Genomic DNA, 22,673 nt, shown 5'->3' with positions numbered 1-22,673 from the left:
TCCTGTTTCAATACTAACCGTTAAATTTTTTTATATATAATTTTTTCTAAAAACAATTAAGTCATAAATATCCTGACTTATATAAGGACTTGGTATTTTTTCTATTGTCTTTTCCCATAATGTTTTTAATTCTTCATAGTCCATAAGCTGAATCTTAGCTTTTGCTTTATCTTTATAGAGAATATCATCTCCTGTTTTCTCAATTCCATTTATAATACTTGTTTTAAAGTTCTGAAAATTTTCTTCTGTAATTTCTGTTCTCATAAAATAAAGTCCTAGAAATTCTTTTGTAAAAGTATATTCAAGATAAATTACTTTTCTTAAAACACTGCTTATATAATTTATTGATAAAAAGTCAGCAAATGCTCCACTAGAAGTTATAAAAGGAATAAAGACATCTTCAAAATGATAACTTTGCACAGATTTTTTAAATATAGAAAAATTTCTGAAAAAACTGCTTTTTCCAGCATCTTTCTTCATAAAATTAAGGTCTGCCTGATAAGTAGTTCCTATATGTGGGAAAAGAAAACTTACTAAATCTTTTGAATGGCAAAAATTAACTACATTATTTTCAAATACTTTATTCTCATTTAAAATTTTAATAAATCCAACTGCCTCATAAAGAAGTTCCGTAAGATTATCTATTTGAAACAGTTTATCTATAATTTCTTCATTAAGAAGAAGTTCTCTTCTTCTTTCAAGAGAAAGTTTATTTAATATTTCTTTAAAATTTGTCTGCTTTGAAAGAGCTTCCACAAACACATCATCTATTTGAAAATAAAAAGTTGAATATTTGTCAATAAGAACTGTTCTGTTATCTTTTATTACCTTATATTTTTTCAATTCCTTTAAAAAGAATTCTAAATAAGATTCTTTAAAATCTTTAAAAATTTCTTTTTCTTCTTCTGTCATATGACATGAATCAAGAATTTTTTCATAATCTATAAAATCTTCCACTCCAATAATACCATCACGGTTTATTCCCACTGCATTCCATGTACATACTCTTGGAACTTTTTTATATTTTTTATAGAGCATAACAGCAGCAAACTGTGCTATTCCCCCTCCTAAAGAGTGCCCTGTAATACTTATATTTTCAAAGAGAATTCCTTTTGAGAGAAGGTCTTCAAAAACTTCAAGTCCTTCCCAAAACTGAAGAGGCTTTTTCCCCATTCCTATACGAAGATCTGTTTCTATAAAATCTCTGTATGCTTCTTCAAAAGGATATGTTTCACTTCCTCTATAGGATATTACATATTCGTCCCCCTTATTGAATACAATTGCAAAAAAACTAGACTTTGATTTTCCATTTCCTCCTGAACCTGTTCTGTTGTCTATATCATAAATTTTCCAGCTTTCAAGTTCATTCATAAAATATTCTGTACATCTGCCATAGGCATCATCTCTGAAAAGATTTGCATTAGTTGATATGCTTCTTCCAAAATCAATTCCTTCCAGTGAATTTATAAGAAACTGTCCCTTAACCTCATCTGTAAGGTTATAGTATGAAAGAATACTGAAAAGCAAATATTCTTTTGAAGTCTGCATAATTATCACCTGCTTTTAAATGTCTCTTGTATATCCATAATGTGTTAAAATTTCTTCCTCTTTAGCTCTCATAACTTTTTTCTCTTCCTCTTCCATATGATCATAACCAAGAAGGTGAAGAAGTCCGTGAGTAAGCACATAGTAAAATTCTCTTTTAAAAGAGTGATTATAGTCTTTTCTCTGTTCATTAACTCTTTCAAGAGATATAATTATATCTCCTAAAGTATCAAATATTCCTGTATCTCCTTCATCATTGTCATGATATGCAAAAGAGATAACATCTGTAGGCATATCCTTTCCTCTGAAGTCTCTGTTTACAGTCTGTATTTCATCATTTCCTGTAAGAAGAACTGATATATATACTTCTTTATCACTTGAATATTCTCTGTTTAATACCTCTGTCACATATTTTTCAACTTCTTCAAAATTTATTTCATTCTCATATGTGTCAATATTTATTCCTAAATCTAAATTAATTTTCAATTTTCTCTCCTTTACAATCCAAAAATTTTTATTTTTGTCCTGGATATTTTATTCTCACATGGTGAATCCCCATAAGAGTTTTTGTAAATACTTTTATTATAGTTTCTATTTCCTTAAATGTAAGGTCTGCATCTGAAAGCTGTCCATCTCCCATTTTTCCTGCAATAATTTTTCTTATCATCGCTTCTATAGTTATAGGAGTTTTTTCATCTAAGCTTCTTACTGCTGCTTCTATTGAGTCAGCAAGCATGATAATTGCTGATTCTTTTGTCTTTGGCTTAGGCCCTGAATATCTAAAATCTTCCTCTTGAACATTTTCATCAAGCTGTTTTGCTTTATTATAGAAATATGCAAGAAGAGTTGTTCCCTGATGTTCATACATTATATCTCTTATTTCTTTTGGAATCTGATATTCTTTTCCAAGCTCTGCTCCCTCTTTTGTATGGGCAGCAATTATAAGAGCACTTAAAAATGGAGATATTGCATTATGAGGATTTACTCCTCCTTCCTGATTTTCAACATAGAACTTAGGTCTTTTCATCTTTCCTATGTCATGGTAATATGATGCTACTCTTGTAAATATTGAATCTGCCCCTATGGCATCTGCTGCAGCTTCAGAAAGTGTAGCAACCATCATTGAGTGATAAAAAGTTCCTGGTGTCTTAACTGAAAGATCACGAAGCAGAGGATGAGATAAGTCTCCAAGTTCAAGAAGTTTAAATCTTGTAAGTATATTAAATGTTCTTTCAAAATAAGGAACAAGAGCTATACTTACCATTCCTGAAAGTATTCCGGCTATAATAATCTGTCCTGCTTTCATTACAACTGAAACATTCATTGTATCTATAAAGTAACTTAATATAAAAAATAGTATAAACTTAACTATTGACAGCTGAACACCTAAGTTTATAAGCTGTGATCTTGTTTTTATATCTTTTAAAAGAATTGTTCCTAAAACAACTGCAAAAAGATATATAAAGAAATATATAAGATTATAATCTAATATAGGCATTAAAAATCCAAGAGAAATAAGTGTCATTGTAAAAGCAAATTTTGGATTTACTAAAATACCAAGCATAAAAAATACTACTTCAAAAGGAACTATGAACATATATTCATTACTTAAAAATCTAAGAATGAAAAAAGCACCTGTTATAAGAATCAAAACAGCTCTGTAAGTATTTTTCTTAAGAATCTCTTTTTTAAAAGTTCTGTAAAGTGTTTGATAAGATATAAAAGAGATTATAAAAAGATACATAATATTCATTACAAGTCTTGTTACACTTTCCCCATAAGAATAAATTCCAACAGCACTTAAAAGTTCAAGTTTTTTATCACTTAAAACTTCTCCTTTTTTAGCAACAACACTTCCTGCATGAACTTCAACTATTTGTTCTCCTATTTTGGAAGTCTTTTTCTCTATCTCCTCTTTAGTTTTTTCTTTATCAAAAATATAATTTGGAACAATAAAAGTATGAAGCACTTTTTGTTCAAGAGGGGTAAGCTTTTCTATCTTTTCTCTTTCCTCATCTTTTATTGTTATAATTCCATCTTCTTTTACAACTTTACTTTCATATATTTCACTAAGAAGCTTTAAAAGAGAATCTCTCTGAGCTGTAATTTTTCTTGTGCTCAGCTTAGAAATTTCTTTTACAAGATTTTTATTTATATCTTTTTCAAGATTTTCTTCTATTATCTTATAATTGAAATCTATTTTTGTCCCTTTTTTAAGAGCAATAATCTGATCGTAGAAGTTTTTCATTCCATTGTAATGAGAAACTTCAACTTCAGGAACATGAATATACTCTTTTTTTGAAGTAAGAATAAGTTCTTCTATTATTGCTTCTCTTTTTGCCACATCGTTATATTTTATTGTCTGTGGTGCATAGATATCCTCTTTTACTATACTTCCTTTCTTATAACTATTGTGGTTAAAGAAAAGATGAAACTTGGCACTGAAAGATAAAACAGCCATAATAAGAAGAATATATACTACTTTCTCCTTGAGGTTATATGACTCTGAATAAACCTGAACATCATCTTTATTTTCTTTCTCAAGTTTAAAGACAAATTTAAAACCGAAAAGCTTGAATTTTTTCATAATTCCTCCGTAGTTTTTTAGCCTGTAATTTCACTCTGATCTATCCTTTGAATATTCTTTGTAGGAATACTATCAAGGAAATATTTCCCATATCTTTTTGTCACTATTCTATTATCTAGAATTGTTATAATTCCTCTGTCTTCTTTACTTCTTATAAGACGCCCTATTCCTTGTTTAAATTTAATAACAGATTCTGGAATCTGATATTCTATAAAAGGATTTTTTCCCTGAAGCTCATATGTCTCAATTATAGCTTCTGTAACAGGATCACTTGGAACTTTAAAAGGAAGTTTTACTATTATAACAGAAACAAGTTTTTCTCCTTTTACATCTACTCCCTCCCAGAAAGAGTCTGTTCCAAATAATACAGGAGAATCGCTGTTCTTAAACATTTCTACTAACTTTGTTCTTGGATACATTCCCTGAATAAAAAAATTAATCCCATTTTCTTCAAGTTCTTCCCTTAACATATAATACATATAATTTAAAGATTTATAAGATGTAAAAAGAACAAAAGTTCTTCCCTTTGTTTTTAAAATCATCTTTTTTAAAAGAGGTTCAATCTCATCTAAAAAGTTTCTATCATTTGGATCTGGAAGTCCACTCGGAATATAAACTTTCATTTGTCTGTCATAATCAAAAGGAGAGGCAATTATCTTATCATATGTTTCCTCTTCAAGTCCGATTGATTTTTTAAAATAGTCAAAATTATTTTCAACTGCTATGGTAGCTGATGTAAATATAAGCTGCTTTAAATTTGAATAAAGATTTTCACTTAATTCTCCATCTATATTTAAAGGAGTGGCAACAAGTTTTGAGTTACTCTTTTTATTATTTACTTCAACCCAATAAATAAATTCTTCATCATCAAGATTATTTATAAATTTGAAATTTTCAAAAAATGTTTCAAGTCTTTCTATATATTTACTAAAATCATTAATAATTCCATCATTATCTTCAGTATCTTTCAAAGATGTTATAATTTTTCTTGCAGTACGAAGATAGGTATTAAATTCCAGTATGAAATTTTCTTTTACATCATTAAGCATACTGTAAAAAGATGAAGCCATAATTTCATCTTTTTTTATTCTGAAACTTATGCTTCCAACCTGTCCTTTTGAAAAAATCTCAATAAGTCTGTCAAAATAATCCCGTCCTGCTTTAAAAAGATTATTATGATTTATTCTTACATCATTTTCCAATAATTTTTCTACAACTTCCTTATCTTCATAATTTCTTTTTTTCAAATATTGAAGAAGTATTTCAAGCTGTCCTTTATGTTTCTTATTATTAGAAACATTATGAATCTGATTCATCGCTTTTGTAAAACCATATTTTGAAACTTCATAAGAAAAATAGTCTCTTGCTACTTTCTGAATATTATGGGCTTCATCAAAAACAACTAATCCATATTCAGGAAGAATAGAATAATCTGTATTAAATCCTATCTCTTTTCTTATTGCAAGATCCGAGAAAAAAATATGATGATTAGCAATTAAAATATCTGCTTTTTTCTTTTCTTCTCTTGATTTTAAAAAGAAACATTCGCTTTTATAAGGGCATCTTGAACCTGCACATATATCTGTCTCACTTTGGAAATATTCCCAAACTGTATAATCAACTTCAAAATAAAGTTCAGATTTATCCCCTATTCTTGTTTCTTTTCCCCAGTTTATAAGTGCCTCAAACTGCTTTTTCTGATCTTGTGAAAATTCTTCTAAATCTGCAGGTTTCATTGAAAGAAGATTAGCATGTTTTCTGTTACATAAAAAATTCCCTCTTCCTTTAACTAAAAGATATTTAAAATCTTTCTGCATTATTTTTTTTACAATAGGAATGTCTTTATTTAAAAGCTGCTCCTGTAAATTTATTGTATTTGTTGATATAATAACCTTTTTTCCATTTTCAACAGCCCATTGAATACTTGGAATAAGGTATGCAAGAGTTTTTCCTGTTCCTGTTCCTGCTTCCACAACAACTTTTTTTTCATCGTTAAGACCTTTTTCAATATGCTCAGCCATATGAAGCTGTTCATCTCTATATTCAAATTCCTTAAAGCACTGAGAGAGAAGTCCATTTCTTTCAAAATAAGGTTTTATATCTATTTTTTTATTTTCATCAAAATATGCTTCTGTAATAACATAAACATTTTCAGCACTATTATCTATAATATATGACCCTCCGTCCATTCTGTCTGCGAAAATTGATGCTATTTCTACATCTGCATCAGAAGGATAAAGATATCCTGAAGGATGATTATGTATAATAATTTCATTTTTTTTCATTCTTTTTAAAATAGCAGGAACACTGTATCTGTTTCCTTTAGCAAGGACTTCAACATCTGCTACTATTTTATTTTCATCAAGGATTCCACGAAAGAATACTTCGTTTCCACCAGACTCTTCAATCTCAAAGGCCATTTTTTCTCTGGCTTCAAGAGATATTTTTTCTTCTATATTCATAAGAAATCCTCTCTAAATAAAATTTCAAAACTTATTCAGCCTATATGATAACCTTTTTTTAAAAAAATAGATACTCTTTTTTATTTTTTCCTTTTACATTTCAGCTTTTTATGATATAATATCTTTGGTCCATTGTTTTAGATATGTGTCTCTCTTTTAGATCTTACCTGTTAAATTTTAAGACCATGATAAAATAAGTTACCAAAAAACATTATTATTTTATTTATAATTATTTAGGAGGTTTTTAATTTGGCAAACTCAAAATCAGCTAAAAAGAGAGTATTAATCAACGAGAGAAACAGAGTGAGAAATCAAGCAGTAAAAACTAGAGTTAAAACTATGACTAAAAAAGTTTTAGCAGCTGTTGAAACTGCTGATGTTGAAGCAGCTAAGGCAGCTTTAACTGTAGCTTACAAAGAATTTGACAAAGCAGTTACTAAAGGTGTATTAAAGAAAAATACAGCTTCTAGAAAAAAAGCTAGATTAGCAGCTAAAGTTAACGCTTTATAATTCTTGTTGACTAACAACCAAAACAAAGAAATGCCGAATATCTTTTGATATTCGGCTTTTTTCTTTTTTTCATTATTAATAGATATAAAAAAATTCCTACATTAAAAACATTTTGTCATTAATGCAGGAATACATAATAATTTATAAATTTAATAAAAGCTGTATAAGTGATGCAATTATTATTCCAAGTATAAAGAAAAGAGTAAGACTTCTGTAATTTTTCAAACAGTAATTTATAACTTTTGTAAATCCAAGTGCACCCATTCCCATTCCAACAGCAAGATACATCATAGGAACTATCTGAAAATTATTAATATATGAAAGAATATTTTGATATTCTCCTAATATTAAAAGAAGAAATGAACCAGAAATTCCAGGAATAATCATAGCTCCTATAGCTATAAATCCACAAAAAGCCAATTTTATATAATAAGAAAAAGAAAAAACTGTTCTCACATTTTCAAATTCCTGAGGCCCTCCTGAAACTTTAATTGCTGCATAAGTAAAAAGCATTATAGATATAAAACCTAAAATAAAAGAAATAATATTCTTTTTATCTCTGTAATTTTCCCCCTTCACTATAAGTGGAATTGAAGGAAGAATAAGAATAACAAAAGCTATTTTTGTCTGCACAGGATAATGAGCAAAAAGATATTCTATTACTCTTGCAAAAATTAATATTCCTGCTCCTGCTCCTATACCTATCTGAATAAGAAATTTTGCATATTCTTTCTTTTTCTCTCTTGATGCTGTTAAAAAACAAGCAACTGCTTCCATAAGATAATCATATATTCCAAAAACAACTGCCAAAGTTCCTCCTGAGACACCTGGAATAATATTGGCAACTCCTATTCCTACACCTTTAAGTATATTTTTAAACATTTTTTAAAGCCTCCTGTTACTTTTGTACTACAAATCGTATTTTATCATATAAAAGTTAAAAAAAGAATAAAAAATAAAATATTTATAATGCTTTAAAGCAGTACATAAACTACAAAAAATATATTTTTACAAATTCTTTATTAAAAAAATAAAGAATTTGTAGTAATAAATTTTTTCAAATGATATACTATATACATAAAATTAATTAAATATTTATGGAGGTTGTAAAATGGAAAAGAAAAAAGTATTATTTTTTGACATAAAATCATATGACAAAGAATTTTTTAATAAATATGGAAAAGATTATAATATAGAAATGAAATTTCTAAAAGGAAAACTTACTGAGGAGACTGCACCTCTTACAAAGGGATATGAAATTGTTTGTGCTTTTGCAAATGATACAATAGATAAAAAAGTTATTGATATTATGGCTGAAAATGGAGTTAAACTTCTTGCAATGAGATGTGCAGGATACAACAATATCTCTTTTAAAGATATCAAAGGAAGATTTCAAGTTGTAAGAGTTCCTGCCTATTCTCCTTACTCAATAGCAGAATATACTATGGGAATGATTCTTTCTCTGAGCAGAAAAATTCATAAAGCATATGTTCGTACAAGAGAAGGAAATTTTTCTATAAATGGTCTTATGGGATATGATCTGCATGAAAAAACTGTAGGTATTATAGGTGCAGGAAAAATAGCTCAAATTCTTATAAAAATATTAAAAGGTTTTGGAACAAAAGTTATTGCCTATGATCCTTACCCAAATTATGAAAAAGCAAAAGAGCTTGGCTTTGAATTTGTTGATCTTGATACTTTATACAGAGAATCAGATATTATTTCTTTAAACTGTCCTCTTACTAAAGAAACTCAATATATGATAAATAGAGAATCAATGGCAAAAATGAAAGATGGAGTTATGATTGTTAATACAGGAAGAGGACTTTTAATAGATTCAGTTGATCTTGTAGAAGCCTTAAAAGATAAAAAAATAGGAGCTGCTGCTCTTGATGTTTATGAAGAAGAAGCAAATTATTTCTTTGAAGATAAATCTGATGAGGTGATTGAAGATGATATTTTAGGAAGACTTCTTTCTTTCCATAATGTTCTTATCACTTCTCATCAGGCTTACTTTACAAAAGAAGCTATTGAAGCAATAACAATTACTACATTAAATAATATAAGAGATTTTATTGAAGGAAAACCTCTTGTAAATGAAGTTAAATATATATGCGATAAAAATGATGAAAACTGCCGTGTAGTAGGATAACCAAAAATTTACTTTATAATAAAAAATGTGGGCTGTTGTATTTTATAAATTATAAAATGCAACAGCCCTCTATTATAATTTTTTATTTATGAAAAATATTTAACATTGTAAGTAAAGCTTTTTTAAAATGGAATTTTTTTTCATTTTCTCCATTAAGATATTTAATTGTAAATCCTGTATATCCATATATTGCTGAAATTACAGGGTTAATTAAATTTAAGAAACAATATGGAACATATATCCAAGGAGCTATTCCAAGAGCTGCAATCATGTAAGCACCACAACTGTTCCATGGGAAAAGTGGAGATGATAGTGTTCCTGAATCTTCTAAAACTCTTGAAAGAGTTACTGGATGAAGATTTCTTTTTGCATAAGCATCTTTAAATATTCTTCCTGTAATAACTATTGAAAGATATTGTTCTGCAGCTAAAGCATTTGAAGCAATAGCTGTAAATATTGTTGCAAGAATAAGACTTCCTGTTGATTTTGCAAGGCTTAAAATCTTATTTGCTATAGCATTAAGCATTCCAGCTCTCTCCATAACTCCTCCAAGAAAAAGAGCACATATTATAAGAGATACTGTCCACATCATGCTGTTCATTCCTCCTCTTGTAAGAAGTTCATCTACAACAGCATTTCCTGATTGTGACACATAACCTTTTTGAAGAGCAGTTATAAAATCAGAAAGAGATGTTTTTTGGAATACCATAGCTGCAATTCCACCTATTAAACTTCCACAGAAAAGACCTGGAATAGCAGGAACTTTTTTAACAACAAGTGTTATTGTTATAACAGGAACTATAAATAATAAAGGACTTATATAAAACTGATTCTGTAATGTTCCTAATATTGAATTAAGTGTTGCTGTATCTATATCAGAACCTGCATATCTGCTTCCTATTATACAGAAAAGGATAAGTGTTATTATAAAACTTGGTATAGTTGTGGCAAGCATTGCTTTTATATGTTCAAACAGATTTGATCCTGCCATAGCTGGTGCAAGATTTGTTGTATCTGAAAGAGGAGAAAGTTTATCTCCCATATATGCCCCAGAAATTATTGCTCCTGCTGTTATTTGAGGAGGAATTCCAAGTCCTGTTCCAACTCCCATAAGAGCAATTCCTACAGTTGCTGCTGTACTCCATGAACTTCCTGTTGCAAGAGCAACTATAAGAGCAAGAATAAGAGCTGCTGGAAGAAATATTCCTGGAGAAATTATTTTTAATCCATAAAAAATCATTGTAGGAACTACACCAGAAATAATCCAGCTTCCTACAACCATTCCAATTATAAGAAGAATTATAGCTGCTTCCATTGATGACTTAATTGTATTTAAAATTCCTTCAAGTATATAGTCCCATTTATATTTTAATGAAAACATTGCAACACAAGCTGCAAGCATTCCTGAAATCATAATAGGAATATGTGGATCTGCATTGGTGTACCTTATGGTGTATGTAAGAGAACATACCAAAAATACTAATGGTATAAATGCGTGTATAAATTTTGTTTCTCTGACATTTTCTGTTTTTTGTTTCATAAGATACCTCCTTAATCTCTAGAATATTAATTCAATGAATTAAATCCTAAATATCACCCCTTGATTTTTTGATTTTATTTTAATTTTTTTATAAACAATTTTTTTAATGAAATAAAAAACACCATGACAGTGCATGGTGTTATACAGACTAAATCTATGTAAGACCCCATAGCCCCCCGAAAATGTGTGACGAGGTTAGCATGAACATAAAACCTTTGTTCATAAAGTGGGTCCCCCGCTTTTTTATTAAGATAATAGTGAAATTATATAATAAAACTAAGCGATTTGTATTCGTTGTTTCTTAGGCTATTATAGTATAAAAAAAAATAAGTCAATAATAAATTTTTTTTGAATTATTTTTTTGATTTCATATTTTTTATAACAATAAAAAAAAACAGAGACTAAAACTAAGTCTCTGTGAAAAAAATTTTTTATTTTTATATTTTTTATTTCCTATACAAGAGGACCTAATTTTTTTCCTCCAAGAAGATGGAAATGAATATGAAATACTTCTTGTCCTCCATACTCATTACAGTTTGCAATTACTCTGTATCCCTCTTCTGCTATTCCCAAATCAGCAGCAATTTTTCCTATGGCAAGATAAACTTCACCAATAAGTTCCTTGTCTTCTTCTTTTATATCATTTACTGTTGCTATTTCTTTTTTGGGAACAACAAGAATATGTACAGGTGCCTGAGGATTTATATCCTTAAAAGCTATAACCTTATCATTTTCAAAAACTATAGCAGCAGGTATTTCTCTATTGATTATTTTTGTAAAAATAGATGCCATAATTAAATACCTCCAGTTTTATTTTTTATTATTAGTCTTCAAGCATAGCTATTCTTTCTGCATGTCTTCCACCTTGGAACTCAGCAGTTAAGAACTCATCTACGATTTCAAGAGCAAGTACATCTCCTATCATTCTTGCACCCATTGCAAGAACATTGGCATTATTGTGTTCTTTAGTAAGTCTTGCCATTGTTGTATTCATACAAAGAGCAGCTCTTACACCTTTAACTTTATTTGCAGCAATAGAAATTCCTATTCCTGTTCCACAGATAATAACTCCTAAGTCAGCTTCTTTGTTTACAACAGCGTGTCCAACTGCTTTTCCATAAACAGGATAGTTTACAGATTCAGTTGAATGACATCCTAAATCTAAAACTTCATGCCCTTTTTCTATAAGATGCTTTTTTACTTTTTCTTTTAATTCGTAACCACCGTGGTCACAACCTAAAGCTATTTTCATTACTATTTACCCCTTTTTTAGAATAATTTATCAAAATATTAGACCTTGTTGCATTAAAAAATAATAAAAAAATTTTCTCCAGCAAAGCAAGTTTCTTTTGGTTAATTTTCTTTACTTACTCAAAGAAAATTAACAGAAATTAAAATCCTTGAAATAATGGTTCTCCAGCTTCTATTTCTTTTTCAGTAGCTTCTCTTACTCCTGTAACTTCTATTTCAAATCTTACATCTCTTCCAGCAAATGGGTGATTTCCGTCAGCAGTTACAACATCATCTTCTATTTTTGTTATAACAAAAGATTGTTCAGAACCGTCATCAAGATCAGCTATGAAATCTAATCCTTCATAGATATCTTCAAACTCAGCAAAATCTTTTCTATCCATTTCCATTACTAAGTCTTCGTCGTATTCTCCATATCCTTCTTCAGCTGTAAGAGCTACTTTTGTTTTATACCCTGCTTCTTTTCCTTCTAATTCCTCTTCAACTTTTGGAACGAAATATCCAAATCCATGGATATAAAAGAAAGGTCCTACTTCTTTAGTATCTTCAAGAAGTTCATTAGTTTTGTTGTCATAAACTCTAAATTCAAGTGTTACTACTTTTCCTTCTTCTATTTTCATATTTTCACCTCTTAAAAAATTTATGGTTTTACATTTAAAGCATAACATATATTTTATGAAATTTCACTATTTATTTAAGATTTATATTATATTTTCACAGCATATATGAGAGTATCCCATATTAAAAGCAACCTTCTCCATATTTTCTTTTGAAGTTAAAAGCTCAAGAAGTGTAAATCCAAGAACAAGTGCTGACTGAGGATTTGCTGTTGTAAAAATATTTCCGTCCTTAACAAGAGTTTTCATAACAGGAAATGCTCCAAATTTTTCAAGCTGATTAAAATATCTTTTATTATCAAGAAAATATGTTGTAGCCTTTTTTCCTTTTAATATACCTGCTTCCCCTAAAGCTATCGCACCTGTACATATACCTACTGTAATCTTATCTTTTTCATAAAATTTTCTTATAAGATTCTGAAAACTTTCTTTTTTAATGTCATTAAAATATCCTGCTTTTCCAAAACCACCAGGAATAATTATTCCATCATATTCATCTTCATACTTAAAGTTTTCATCAAATTTAAGCTCTGTTTTTATTTTCAAATTCCATGTAGCATTTACAATTTCTCCGTATGAAATTGTTACAATCTTAATTTTTTGTTTTTTGTCTCCAACAATTTCGTTCCATCCAAAAATATCCACAAAGGGAGAAATTTCTAACATTTCAGAGCCATTTGAAATAAAGAGAAGAAATTTTTTCAAAAAAATACTCCTTTCCATAAAAAATAAAGGTTGACTAAAGCAAAAAAAAGCCCTACAATAATTTGCATTTGTATTATAACATAAATAAAAAAATTTGATAATTTATTAAGTAAATTAAGGAGGTAAGAATGGCAACTTTAGACCAAAATCTAACACCGCTTTTCACAGTGTTGAAAGATGTATATGTAAAAAGAAACATAGTTCCTTTTCATGTTCCGGGACATAAGCAAGGACATGGAGTGGATGAAGAATTTTTGGAGTTTATGGGAACCAACCCATTTAAAATAGATGTTACTATTTTTAAAATGGTTGACGGACTTCACCACCCAAAAAGCTGTATAAAAGAAGCTCAAGAACTTGCAGCAGATGCTTATGGAGTTAAGAAAAGTTTCTTCGCCGTGAATGGAACATCAGGAGCCATTCAAGCCATGATATTATCAGTTGTAAAATCAGGAGAAAAAATACTTGTTCCAAGAAATGTTCATAAATCTGTTTCTGCTGGAATAATTCTTTCAGGAGCTGTTCCTGTTTATATGAATCCTGAAATTGATGACGAACTTGGAATTGCTCATGGAGTAAGACCATCAACAGTTGAAAAAATGCTTGAACAGCATTCAGATATAAAAGCAGTTCTTATAATAAACCCTACATATTATGGAGTGGCAACTGACATTCAAAAAATAGCAAATATAGTTCACAGCTATGATATTCCTTTAATCGTTGATGAAGCTCATGGCCCTCATCTTCATTTCCATGAAGACTTACCATTATCTGCTGTTGATGCAGGAGCTGACATCTGTTGTCAAAGTACACATAAAATTTTAGGGGCAATGACTCAAATGTCTCTTCTTCATGTAAATTCAAACAGAGTAGATGCTAACAGAGTTCAGCAAATTCTTAGTCTTTTACACACAACATCTCCATCTTATCCATTGATGGCATCACTTGACTGTGCAAGAAGACAAATGGCAATCCATGGAAGAGATCTTCTTACAAGAACAATAGAACTTGCAAATTATTTAAGATCTGAAATAAATAAAATTCCAGGAATTCACTCATTTGGAGCTGAAATTGTAGGAAGAGAAGGAGTATTTGCTTTTGATCCTACAAAAATTACTATATCTGCAAAAGGACTTGGAATTACAGGATTTGAACTTGAATCAATTTTAACAGATGACTACAATATTCAAATGGAACTTTCAGATTACTACAATGTTTTAGGGCTTATTACAATAGGAGATACTCCTGACAGTGCTTTAAAACTTATAAACGCTCTTAAAGATATAAGCAAAAGATTCTATGACACTAAAGAAATTAAAAAAGTTAAAAGTTTAAGAATACCTGCAATCCCTGAGCCTGTACTTGTACCAAGGGAAGCATTCTATTCTGATAAAAACAAAGTTCTTTTTGAAGAAAGCGAAGGAAAAATCTGTGCTGAAATGATTATGGCTTATCCACCTGGTATCCCTATTATAGTTCCAGGAGAAAGAATCAGCAAAGAAGTTATTGAATATATTGATGAACTTAAAGAAACTAAAACTCATCTTCAAGGAATGGAAGATCCTAACCTTGAATATATTAATGTAATTGAAGATGAAGATGCTATGTACATCTACACTGAAAAAATGAAAAATAAAATATTTGGTGTTCCATTAAATCTTGGAGCAGATAAATCTGGAATAGAATTTGGTGTTGATGTCCTTGTTGAAAATTATCCAGATACATTTGATGAAATTGAAGTTATTGATATTGAAAAACAAAGAGAAGACTTCAATCATCCAAATATGAAATATAAAAATACAATACTTCATACCTGTGAAAAAGTAGCTAAATCTATAAATGAAGCTATAGAAGATGGATACAGACCAATAACAATCGGAGGAGACCACTCTATTGCTCTTGGAACAATTTCTGGAGTTGCAAAAACAAAAGAAATAGGAGTTATCTGGATTGATGCCCATGCAGACATGAATACAAATGAAACTACAATTACAGGAAATATTCATGGAATGCCTCTTGCACTTTTACAAGGAGAAGGAGACGAAGACATGGTTAACTGTTTCTTTGAAGGTGCAAAAATAAAACCTGAAAATGTTGTTCTTTTGGGAGCAAGAGATATTGATGTAAGAGAAAGAGATGTTATTGAAAAACTTGGAGTAAAAGTATATCATTATGATGATGTTCTTCGTAAAGGAATAGACAGTGTTCTTGCTGAAATTCATGATTACTTAAAAGTTGACAATATCCACATCAGTTTTGACATAGATTCTATGAATCCAATAGCAGCTCCAGGAGTAAGTACTCCAGTTAAAAACGGATTTGATGAAGATGATGTTTATAAAACATTCAAATTCTTATTTAAAAACTACTTTATCACATCAGTTGATATAGTTGAATTTAACCCAGTTCGTGACAAAAATGAAAAAACTGCTGCTCTTGTAAGAGACTTTACAGAATTTATGCTTAACCCAATATATTAATAAATATTTATTGAATAATTTAAAACTCTTGGTTAGCCAAGAGTTTTTTTATTTTTATTAAATATAATTCTTTTCAAATTGCTAAGAATGTATTATAATATTATGAGAATATACACAAAGTCGGAGGATAAAAATGGAAGGTTTATTAACAGCATTGTTATTTATCTTTGCCATAGCCCTAATTGTATTAGTTTTAATACAACCTGACAGGAGTCGTGGACTTTCTGGAAGTATGGGAATGGGAAGTGCAAATACAGTTTTCGGATTGTCAAAAGATGGTGGTCCTTTAGCAAAAGCAACAAAAATTGTAGCTGCTTTATTTATAATAACAGCACTTTTATTATACTTATACTTATCATAAAAAATTGAAGACATGTTGTATCAACATGTCTTTTTATTTCTATGTTTTTCAGGAGAAGATTTTATGAGTATGGGAACTCTTTTTCAAAATAATTACAATGATATAAAACCTCTTTCCTTAAAGCTGAGACCAAAAAAACTCAGTGAATTTATAGGACAGAAAGAGCTTCTTGGAGACAATAAAATTCTTACAAATATTATAAAAAGTGGAAATATAAGCAATATGATTCTTTTCGGCCCTCCAGGGTGTGGAAAAAGTTCTCTTGGAGAAGTTATTTCAAATGAACTTAACTGTAATATAGCTTCACTAAATGCAACTGTTGCTTCCCTTAATGACTTAAGAGATATTGTCTCAAAAGCTAAACAAGATATTGAGCTTTATGGAAGAAGAACTGTTTTATTTCTTGATGAAATACATAGGTTCAATAAACTGCAGCAAGATGCCCTACTTTCTTATACTGAATCTGGTGTTCTTATTCTAATAGGAGCTACAACAGAAAATCCATATCATAATCTTAATAATGCTCTTCTTTCAAGATGCCTTGTTTTTGAGTTTAAAGCACTTAACAGGGAAGATATAAAAGAAGTTCTGAAAAGAGGAGAAAAATATTACGGAAAAAATCTTCCTGAAAATATTAAAAATATCATTCTTGATATTTCAAATGGAGACAGCAGAATTGCTCTTAACTATCTTGAACTTTACTTTAAAAATCTTGAAAATAGTAATACGAAAGATGTTGAAGAAATTTTTTCTCAAAGAAAAGCTTCTTTTCATAAAGAAGAAGATAAATATAATATAATTTCAGCTATGATTAAAAGTATAAGAGGAAGCGATCCTGATGCTGCACTTTATTGGATGGGAAGACTTCTTTATGGAGGAGAAGATCCAAGGTATATCGCAAGACGCCTTCTTATTCAAGCTAGTGAAGATATTGGAATGGCAAATCCAGAGGCACTTCTTATTGCAAATGCTGCATATAATGCTTCTGAAAAAATAGGAATGCCTGAAATAAGAATTATTCTTGCTCATGCTGTTATTTATTTAGCTATTTCAAGTAAAAGCAACTCGTGTTATAATGGAATTAATTCTGTTCTTGCTGATATAAAAGCTGGAGATCTTGAGCCTGTTCCTGCACACATAGCTGATGGAGCAAAAGGATATATATATCCTCACGATTATCCAGGAAATTTTATAGAACAAGCATATAGAAAAAAAGTAAAAAAATATTATGAACCTGGAAACAATAAATTTGAAAACCAGATAAGAGATAAAATTGAAAAACTTTGGAAAAACAGAAAATAAAAATAATTTATGTAAATATATTCAGGAGGGAAACTGATGAAACTTATTAAGGCAGTGAGAGGTACAAAAGACATTATTGAGGGAACTGCCTCAAAATATTCATACATTCATAGAGAAGCTGAAGATTTATTCAAATCTTATGGGTATTCTTTTATAAAAACACCTATATTTGAAGAAACAGACCTTTTCAAAAGAGGAATAGGTGAAGCTACAGATGTTGTTGAAAAAGAAATGTATACTTTTATTGACAAAGGAGACAGAAGCATTACTCTTAGACCTGAGGGAACTGCATCTGTTGTAAGAGCATATCTTGAAAATAAAATTTATGCTAAAGAAGAAGTATCTAAATTTTATTATCTTGGATCTATGTTCAGATATGAAAGACCTCAGGCAGGAAGACAGAGAGAATTTAATCAGGTGGGTGTTGAAGTTCTTGGAGAATCATCCCCTGTTCTTGATGCTGAAGTTATTGCTATGGGATACCATTTCCTTGAAAAACTTGGAATAACTGATCTTGAAGTTAATATTAACTCTGTTGGAGGACAAGAATCTCGTAAAAAATACAGACAGGCTCTTATAGACTACCTTATGCCTGTTAAAGAAGAGCTTTGTGAGGACTGTAAAAGAAGACTTGAAACAAATCCTTTAAGAGTTCTTGATTGTAAAATAGACACATGTAAGAAACATACTGCAAATGCTCCAAGCATTATTGATTCTCTTTCAGAAGAAGAAAGAACACACTATGAAACTGTAAAAAAATATCTTACTCTTTTTGGAGTTCCATATGTTGAAAACCCTAAACTAGTAAGAGGACTTGATTATTATTCAAGTACAGTTTATGAAATAGTTACAAATAAACTTGGTGCTCAGGGAACTGTTCTTGGAGGAGGAAGATATGACAATCTTCTAAAACAGCTTGGAGATAAGGAAATTCCTGCTTTTGGTTTTGCTGCTGGAATTGAAAGAATAATGATGCTTCTTGATGAAATTCCTTCTGAAAATCCTGATGTATATGTTGCGTGGCTTGGTGAAAAAGCTGAAGAAACTGCAATGAAACTTACAAATGATTTAAGAAAAGCAGGTCTTAAAGCAGCAGTGGACTTTGGAGCAAGAGGAATGAAAGGACACATGAAAAAAGCTGACAAACTTGGTGTAAATTATGTTATCATAATAGGTGAAGATGAACTTAATAAAGGTGTTGTAGTTTTAAAAGATTTCAATGCCAGAACACAGGAAGAAGTTACTCTTGAAGAAGTTATAAATAAAATCGCAAAATAATAATCTTTTTAAGGAGAGGATTTAAAATGATATACAGAACACATAATTTAGGTGAATTAAGGAAAGAAAATATCGGTCAGAAAGTTATTCTTTCCGGTTGGGTTGCAACAAAAAGAGACCTTGGAGGACTTACATTCGTAGACCTTAGAGACAGAGAAGGTATTACTCAAATAGTTTTCCACACTGATGTTGCTGATGCAGCAGTTGTTGAGGCAGCTCAAAAATTAAAAACAGAATCTGTTATAAGAGTTGAAGGAGAAGTAAGAGAAAGGTTCAGCAAAAACATGAATATTCCTACAGGAGAAATTGAAGTTTTTGCAACTGACCTTACTGTATTAAACAGCTGTGAAACTCTTCCATTCCAAATGACAGATACAGGTCTTAATGAAAATACAAGACTAAAATACAGATACTTAGATATCAGAAGACCTCAAATGATTCACAACTTAAAAATGAGACATAAAATGATTATGGCAATCAGAAACTATATGGATAAGGCAGGATTCCTTGATGTAGATACTCCTATCCTTACAAAATCTACTCCAGAAGGAGCAAGAGACTTCTTAGTTCCAAGCAGAACAAATGAAGGACAATTCTATGCACTTCCTCAGTCTCCTCAATTATTTAAGCAGCTTCTTATGATTGCAGGAGTAGAAAAATACTTCCAAATTGCAAAATGTTTCAGAGATGAGGATTTAAGAGCTGACAGACAACCTGAGTTTACACAGCTTGATATTGAAATGTCTTTTGTTGAACTTGAAGATGTTACAAGAATAATAGAAGGACTTGCTAAAACTGTATTCACTGCTGTTACAGGAGAAACTGCAGATTATGAATTTCCAAAAATGGAATATAAAGAAGCTATGGAAAGATATGGTTCAGACAAACCTGATACAAGATTTGGTGTTGAATTAAAAGATTTAACAGATATAGCTGCAAAATGTGGATTTAAAGCTTTCACTTCTACTGTTGAAGCTGGAGGAATTGTTAAAGCTGTTGTTGCACCAGGTGTTGCTGATACTTTCTCAAGAAAAATTCTTTCTGATTATGAAGAATATGTAAAAAGATATTTCGGTGCTAAAGGAATGGCTTGGATAAAACTTACTGCTGAAGGAGTAAACTCTCCTATAGCAAAATTCTTCTCTGAAGAAGAAATGAATGCTGTTATAGAAAGAACAGGAGCAAAAACAGGAGATGTTATTATAATCGTTGCAGATAAACCTAAAGTTGTTTATGCAAGTTTAGGAGCTGTAAGATTAAGACTTGGAAAAGAGCTTAACCTTTACAACAAAGATGAATTTAAATTCCTATGGATTGTTCATTTCCCTATGTTTGAATATGATGAAGAAGAAGGAAGATATAAAGCTGAACACCACCCATTCACTTCTATTATGGCAGAAGATATGGATAAATTCCTTGCAGGCGAAATGGATATAAGAACTAATACTTACGACCTTGTATTAAACGGAAGTGAAATTGGAGGAGGAAGTATAAGAATTCACAATCCTCAAGTTCAAGAAAAAGTATTTGAAAAATTAGGACTTTCTAAAGAACAAGCTCGTGAAAAATTTGGATTCTTTGTTGATGCATTTAAATATGGTGCACCACCTCACGGAGGACTTGCATTTGGAATTGACAGATGGCTTATGGTAATGTTAAAAGAAAATTCTATAAGAGATGTTATTCCATTCCCTAAAACAAACAAAGGTCAATGTCTGATGACAGAAGCTCCTGGTTTTGTAGAAAAAGAACAGCTTGAAGAACTTTATCTTGAAAGCACTTATGTTGAGGAAACTAAATAAGAAACGAGAAAAAATAAAATAAATATTGAAATATTGTAAAAATTGTGATACAATCCTTTAAAAGAATAGAAGTTCTGGTCTATGCGTCAGTTTCCTGAGGTTTTGGGCCTATGGTCGCTCAGGGGGTCGGCTCTGTTTTAACTAACTCAGATTCGTCACGAGCATTCAAATGTTACGGACCCTGTATGGTTACTTTAACTGACTACCACTTATTTTAATGGCGACCAAAACCAAGGGAAATACGGTAGACTGGAGTTTATTCTTGCTTAAGGACTAATGAAAAGAGGTCCTTTTTTTATTTAAAAAAATCTATTGACTGGAGAAAATATATGTTAAGAATTGAAAAATATATAGAAGATGTCTTTATGAATGCGATACATAAACTGTATCCTGATAAAGAACTTAAACCAATAGAAATAACTATAGCTACTAATGAAAAATTTGGAGATTTCCAAACTAACTTTGCTATGATGAATTCTAAAATCATAGGAGGAAATCCTAGAAAAATAGCTGAAGAAATTGTAAATGAAATAGGAAGTTCTCCTATTATAGAAAAACTTGAAATAGCTGGTCCTGGATTTATAAATATATTTATGAAAGATGAATATCTTGCTGAATATGTTTCTAAAATGACTACTGAGAAATTTGAATATAATGAACTTAATACAAAAGGAGATGTAATCATTGACTATTCTTCTCCTAATATAGCTAAGAGAATGCATATTGGGCATCTTCGTTCTACAATCATAGGAGATGCAGTAAAAAGACTTTATAATTTTCTTGGGTATCATACAGTAGCAGATAACCACATAGGAGACTGGGGTACTCAGTTTGGTAAACTTATTATAGGATATAGAAAGTGGCTTGATAAAGAAGCTTATGAAAAAAATCCTATAGAAGAACTTGAAAGAGTTTATGTAGAATTTGCAAAAGAAAGTGAAAATGATCCTGCTCTTGATGATATGGCAAGAGAAGAACTTAAAAAACTTCAAGATGGAGACAAAGAAAATTATGCTTTATGGCAGGAATTTATAAAAGTTTCTCTTGATGAATACAACAAGCTTTACAAAAGAATGGATATAACTTTTGACACATACTATGGTGAATCTTTCTACCATAACATGATGCCTTCTGTTCTTGATGAACTTGTTGAAAAAGGACTTGCTGTTGAAGATCAAGGAGCAAAAGTTGTTTTCTTTAATGAAAAAGATAACCTTCATCCATGTATAGTTCAAAAGAAAGATGGTGCTTTCCTTTACTCTACTTCTGATATTGCAACTGTTAAATTTAGAAAAGAGAATTATGATATAAACAGACTTATATATCTTACAGATGAAAGACAGCAAGATCACTTCAAACAATTCTTTAAAATAACTGAAATGCTTGGATGGGATATTGAAAAAGTTCATATTTGGTTTGGAATCATGAGATTTGCTGAGGGAGTATTCTCTACAAGAAAAGGTAATGTTATAAGACTTGAACAACTACTTGATGAAGGTAAGAAAAGAGCTCTTGAAGTTATTGAAGAAAAAAATCCATCTCTTTCAGAAGAGGAAAAAAATAATATTGCTGAAGTTGTTGGAGTGGGAGCTATTAAATATGCTGACCTTTCTCAAAACAGACAAAGTCCAATTATTTTTGAATGGGATAAAGTACTAAGTTTTGAAGGAAATACTGCACCATATCTTCAATATTCATATGCAAGAATCCAATCTATAAAGAAAAAAGCAGAAGAAATGGGAAAAGTTCTTACTGCTGATACAAAAATTATTATAAAAGATAAAATTGAAAGAAACCTTGTAACTTACCTTACTCTTTTCCCTACTATGGTTCTAAAAGCAGGGGAAACTTACAAGCCTAATCTTTTAACAGATTATCTTTTTGATCTTGGAAAAAAATTCAATACATTCTATAATGCTTGCCCTATCTTAAATCAAGAAGATGAAGTTTTACTTTCAAGACTTCTTATAGCAGACAGAACAGCTGAAATTTTAAAACAAGGTCTTGACCTTCTAGGAATTAAAACTGTTGACAGAATGTAATTTTATACAAAATGGGACTGTTGTTTTTTTATAAATTAG

General features: G+C 30.2%; 18 protein-coding genes. 8 read left to right on the top strand and 10 right to left on the bottom strand.

The window, feature by feature from the left end; translation table 11 throughout:
• Positions 1-30: 30 nt before the first annotated feature.
• Genes I6E17_RS06275 through I6E17_RS06260 form a run of 4 tightly spaced genes read right to left on the bottom strand, consistent with a single transcriptional unit; the run spans position 31 to position 6,594 of the window.
• Complete coding sequence (locus tag I6E17_RS06275) at positions 31-1,548, bottom strand: lipase family protein (RefSeq protein WP_235236209.1); 1,518 nt, start codon at positions 1,546-1,548, stop codon at positions 31-33.
• A gap of 15 nt (positions 1,549-1,563) precedes the next feature.
• Positions 1,564-2,025: an rRNA maturation RNase YbeY gene (gene ybeY, locus I6E17_RS06270; protein WP_235236236.1), complete on the bottom strand. Its 462-nt coding sequence runs from the start codon at positions 2,023-2,025 to the stop codon at positions 1,564-1,566.
• A gap of 34 nt (positions 2,026-2,059) precedes the next feature.
• Positions 2,060-4,132 carry an HD family phosphohydrolase gene (locus I6E17_RS06265; protein WP_235236208.1) on the bottom strand — a complete coding sequence of 691 codons (2,073 nt, stop codon included), beginning with the start codon at positions 4,130-4,132 and terminating at the stop codon, positions 2,060-2,062.
• Between the two features lie 17 nt (positions 4,133-4,149).
• Positions 4,150-6,594, bottom strand: a complete 2,445-nt coding sequence (locus I6E17_RS06260) for a helicase C-terminal domain-containing protein (protein ID WP_235236207.1) — start codon at positions 6,592-6,594, stop codon at positions 4,150-4,152.
• Positions 6,595-6,843: 249 nt separating this feature from the next.
• On the opposite strand from I6E17_RS06260, the gene rpsT reads away from it, so the two are divergent.
• A complete protein-coding gene (rpsT, locus tag I6E17_RS06255) occupies positions 6,844-7,104 on the top strand; it encodes a 30S ribosomal protein S20 (RefSeq protein WP_176829044.1) in 261 nt (86 codons plus the stop codon).
• 141 nt (positions 7,105-7,245) lie between these two features.
• Here rpsT and I6E17_RS06250 read toward each other — a convergent pair whose 3' ends face one another.
• On the bottom strand, positions 7,246-7,986 hold the full coding sequence (locus I6E17_RS06250; protein ID WP_235236206.1) for a DUF368 domain-containing protein: 741 nt from the start codon (positions 7,984-7,986) through the stop codon (positions 7,246-7,248).
• A 229-nt stretch (positions 7,987-8,215) separates the two neighbouring features.
• Here I6E17_RS06250 and I6E17_RS06245 point away from each other — a divergent pair, with 229 nt between their 5' ends.
• Positions 8,216-9,256 (top strand): 2-hydroxyacid dehydrogenase, encoded by a 1,041-nt coding sequence (locus tag I6E17_RS06245; protein ID WP_176829042.1) that lies wholly within the window; start codon positions 8,216-8,218, stop codon positions 9,254-9,256.
• A gap of 82 nt (positions 9,257-9,338) precedes the next feature.
• Here the strand turns inward: I6E17_RS06245 and nhaC are convergent, their stop codons facing one another.
• The 5 genes from nhaC to I6E17_RS06220 form a co-directional block, all read right to left on the bottom strand.
• Positions 9,339-10,796, bottom strand: coding sequence for a Na+/H+ antiporter NhaC (gene nhaC / locus I6E17_RS06240; protein WP_176829041.1), 1,458 nt, complete (start codon positions 10,794-10,796; stop codon positions 9,339-9,341).
• Between the two features lie 453 nt (positions 10,797-11,249).
• Positions 11,250-11,588 (bottom strand): histidine triad nucleotide-binding protein, encoded by a 339-nt coding sequence (locus tag I6E17_RS06235; protein WP_176829040.1) that lies wholly within the window; start codon positions 11,586-11,588, stop codon positions 11,250-11,252.
• A gap of 31 nt (positions 11,589-11,619) precedes the next feature.
• Positions 11,620-12,048, bottom strand: a complete 429-nt coding sequence (gene rpiB, locus I6E17_RS06230) for a ribose 5-phosphate isomerase B (protein ID WP_176829039.1) — start codon at positions 12,046-12,048, stop codon at positions 11,620-11,622.
• A 139-nt stretch (positions 12,049-12,187) separates the two neighbouring features.
• A complete protein-coding gene (locus tag I6E17_RS06225) occupies positions 12,188-12,667 on the bottom strand; it encodes an FKBP-type peptidyl-prolyl cis-trans isomerase (RefSeq protein WP_176829038.1) in 480 nt (159 codons plus the stop codon).
• Between the two features lie 81 nt (positions 12,668-12,748).
• On the bottom strand, positions 12,749-13,369 hold the full coding sequence (locus I6E17_RS06220; RefSeq protein WP_176829037.1) for a DJ-1/PfpI family protein: 621 nt from the start codon (positions 13,367-13,369) through the stop codon (positions 12,749-12,751).
• A 128-nt stretch (positions 13,370-13,497) separates the two neighbouring features.
• Between I6E17_RS06220 and I6E17_RS06215 the strand changes: the two genes are divergently transcribed.
• The 6 genes from I6E17_RS06215 (at position 13,498) to argS (ending at position 22,634) form a co-directional block, all read left to right on the top strand.
• Positions 13,498-15,849, top strand: coding sequence for an aminotransferase class I/II-fold pyridoxal phosphate-dependent enzyme (locus I6E17_RS06215; RefSeq protein ID WP_176829036.1), 2,352 nt, complete (start codon positions 13,498-13,500; stop codon positions 15,847-15,849).
• Positions 15,850-15,982: 133 nt separating this feature from the next.
• The gene (gene secG / locus I6E17_RS06210; RefSeq protein WP_176829035.1) at positions 15,983-16,210 is read left to right on the top strand and encodes a preprotein translocase subunit SecG; all 228 of its coding nucleotides are present in this window, start codon (positions 15,983-15,985) and stop codon (positions 16,208-16,210) included.
• A gap of 69 nt (positions 16,211-16,279) precedes the next feature.
• The gene (locus tag I6E17_RS06205; RefSeq protein ID WP_235236233.1) at positions 16,280-17,512 is read left to right on the top strand and encodes a replication-associated recombination protein A; all 1,233 of its coding nucleotides are present in this window, start codon (positions 16,280-16,282) and stop codon (positions 17,510-17,512) included.
• A 36-nt stretch (positions 17,513-17,548) separates the two neighbouring features.
• Positions 17,549-18,790: a histidine--tRNA ligase gene (gene hisS, locus I6E17_RS06200; protein WP_235236205.1), complete on the top strand. Its 1,242-nt coding sequence runs from the start codon at positions 17,549-17,551 to the stop codon at positions 18,788-18,790.
• 26 nt (positions 18,791-18,816) lie between these two features.
• Entirely contained in the window at positions 18,817-20,592 is a 1,776-nt protein-coding gene (gene aspS / locus I6E17_RS06195; protein ID WP_235236204.1) for an aspartate--tRNA ligase, read from the top strand.
• Positions 20,593-20,921: 329 nt separating this feature from the next.
• A complete protein-coding gene (gene argS / locus I6E17_RS06190) occupies positions 20,922-22,634 on the top strand; it encodes an arginine--tRNA ligase (RefSeq protein ID WP_235236202.1) in 1,713 nt (570 codons plus the stop codon).
• Positions 22,635-22,673 lie beyond the last annotated feature (39 nt).

Origin of the sequence: Fusobacterium perfoetens (assembly GCF_021531595.1) — a bacterium.
Lineage (GTDB): Bacteria > Fusobacteriota > Fusobacteriia > Fusobacteriales > Fusobacteriaceae > Fusobacterium_B.
The sequence above is the reverse complement of the archived record's forward strand: the minus strand, read 5'-3'. Positions and strand labels throughout refer to the sequence as shown.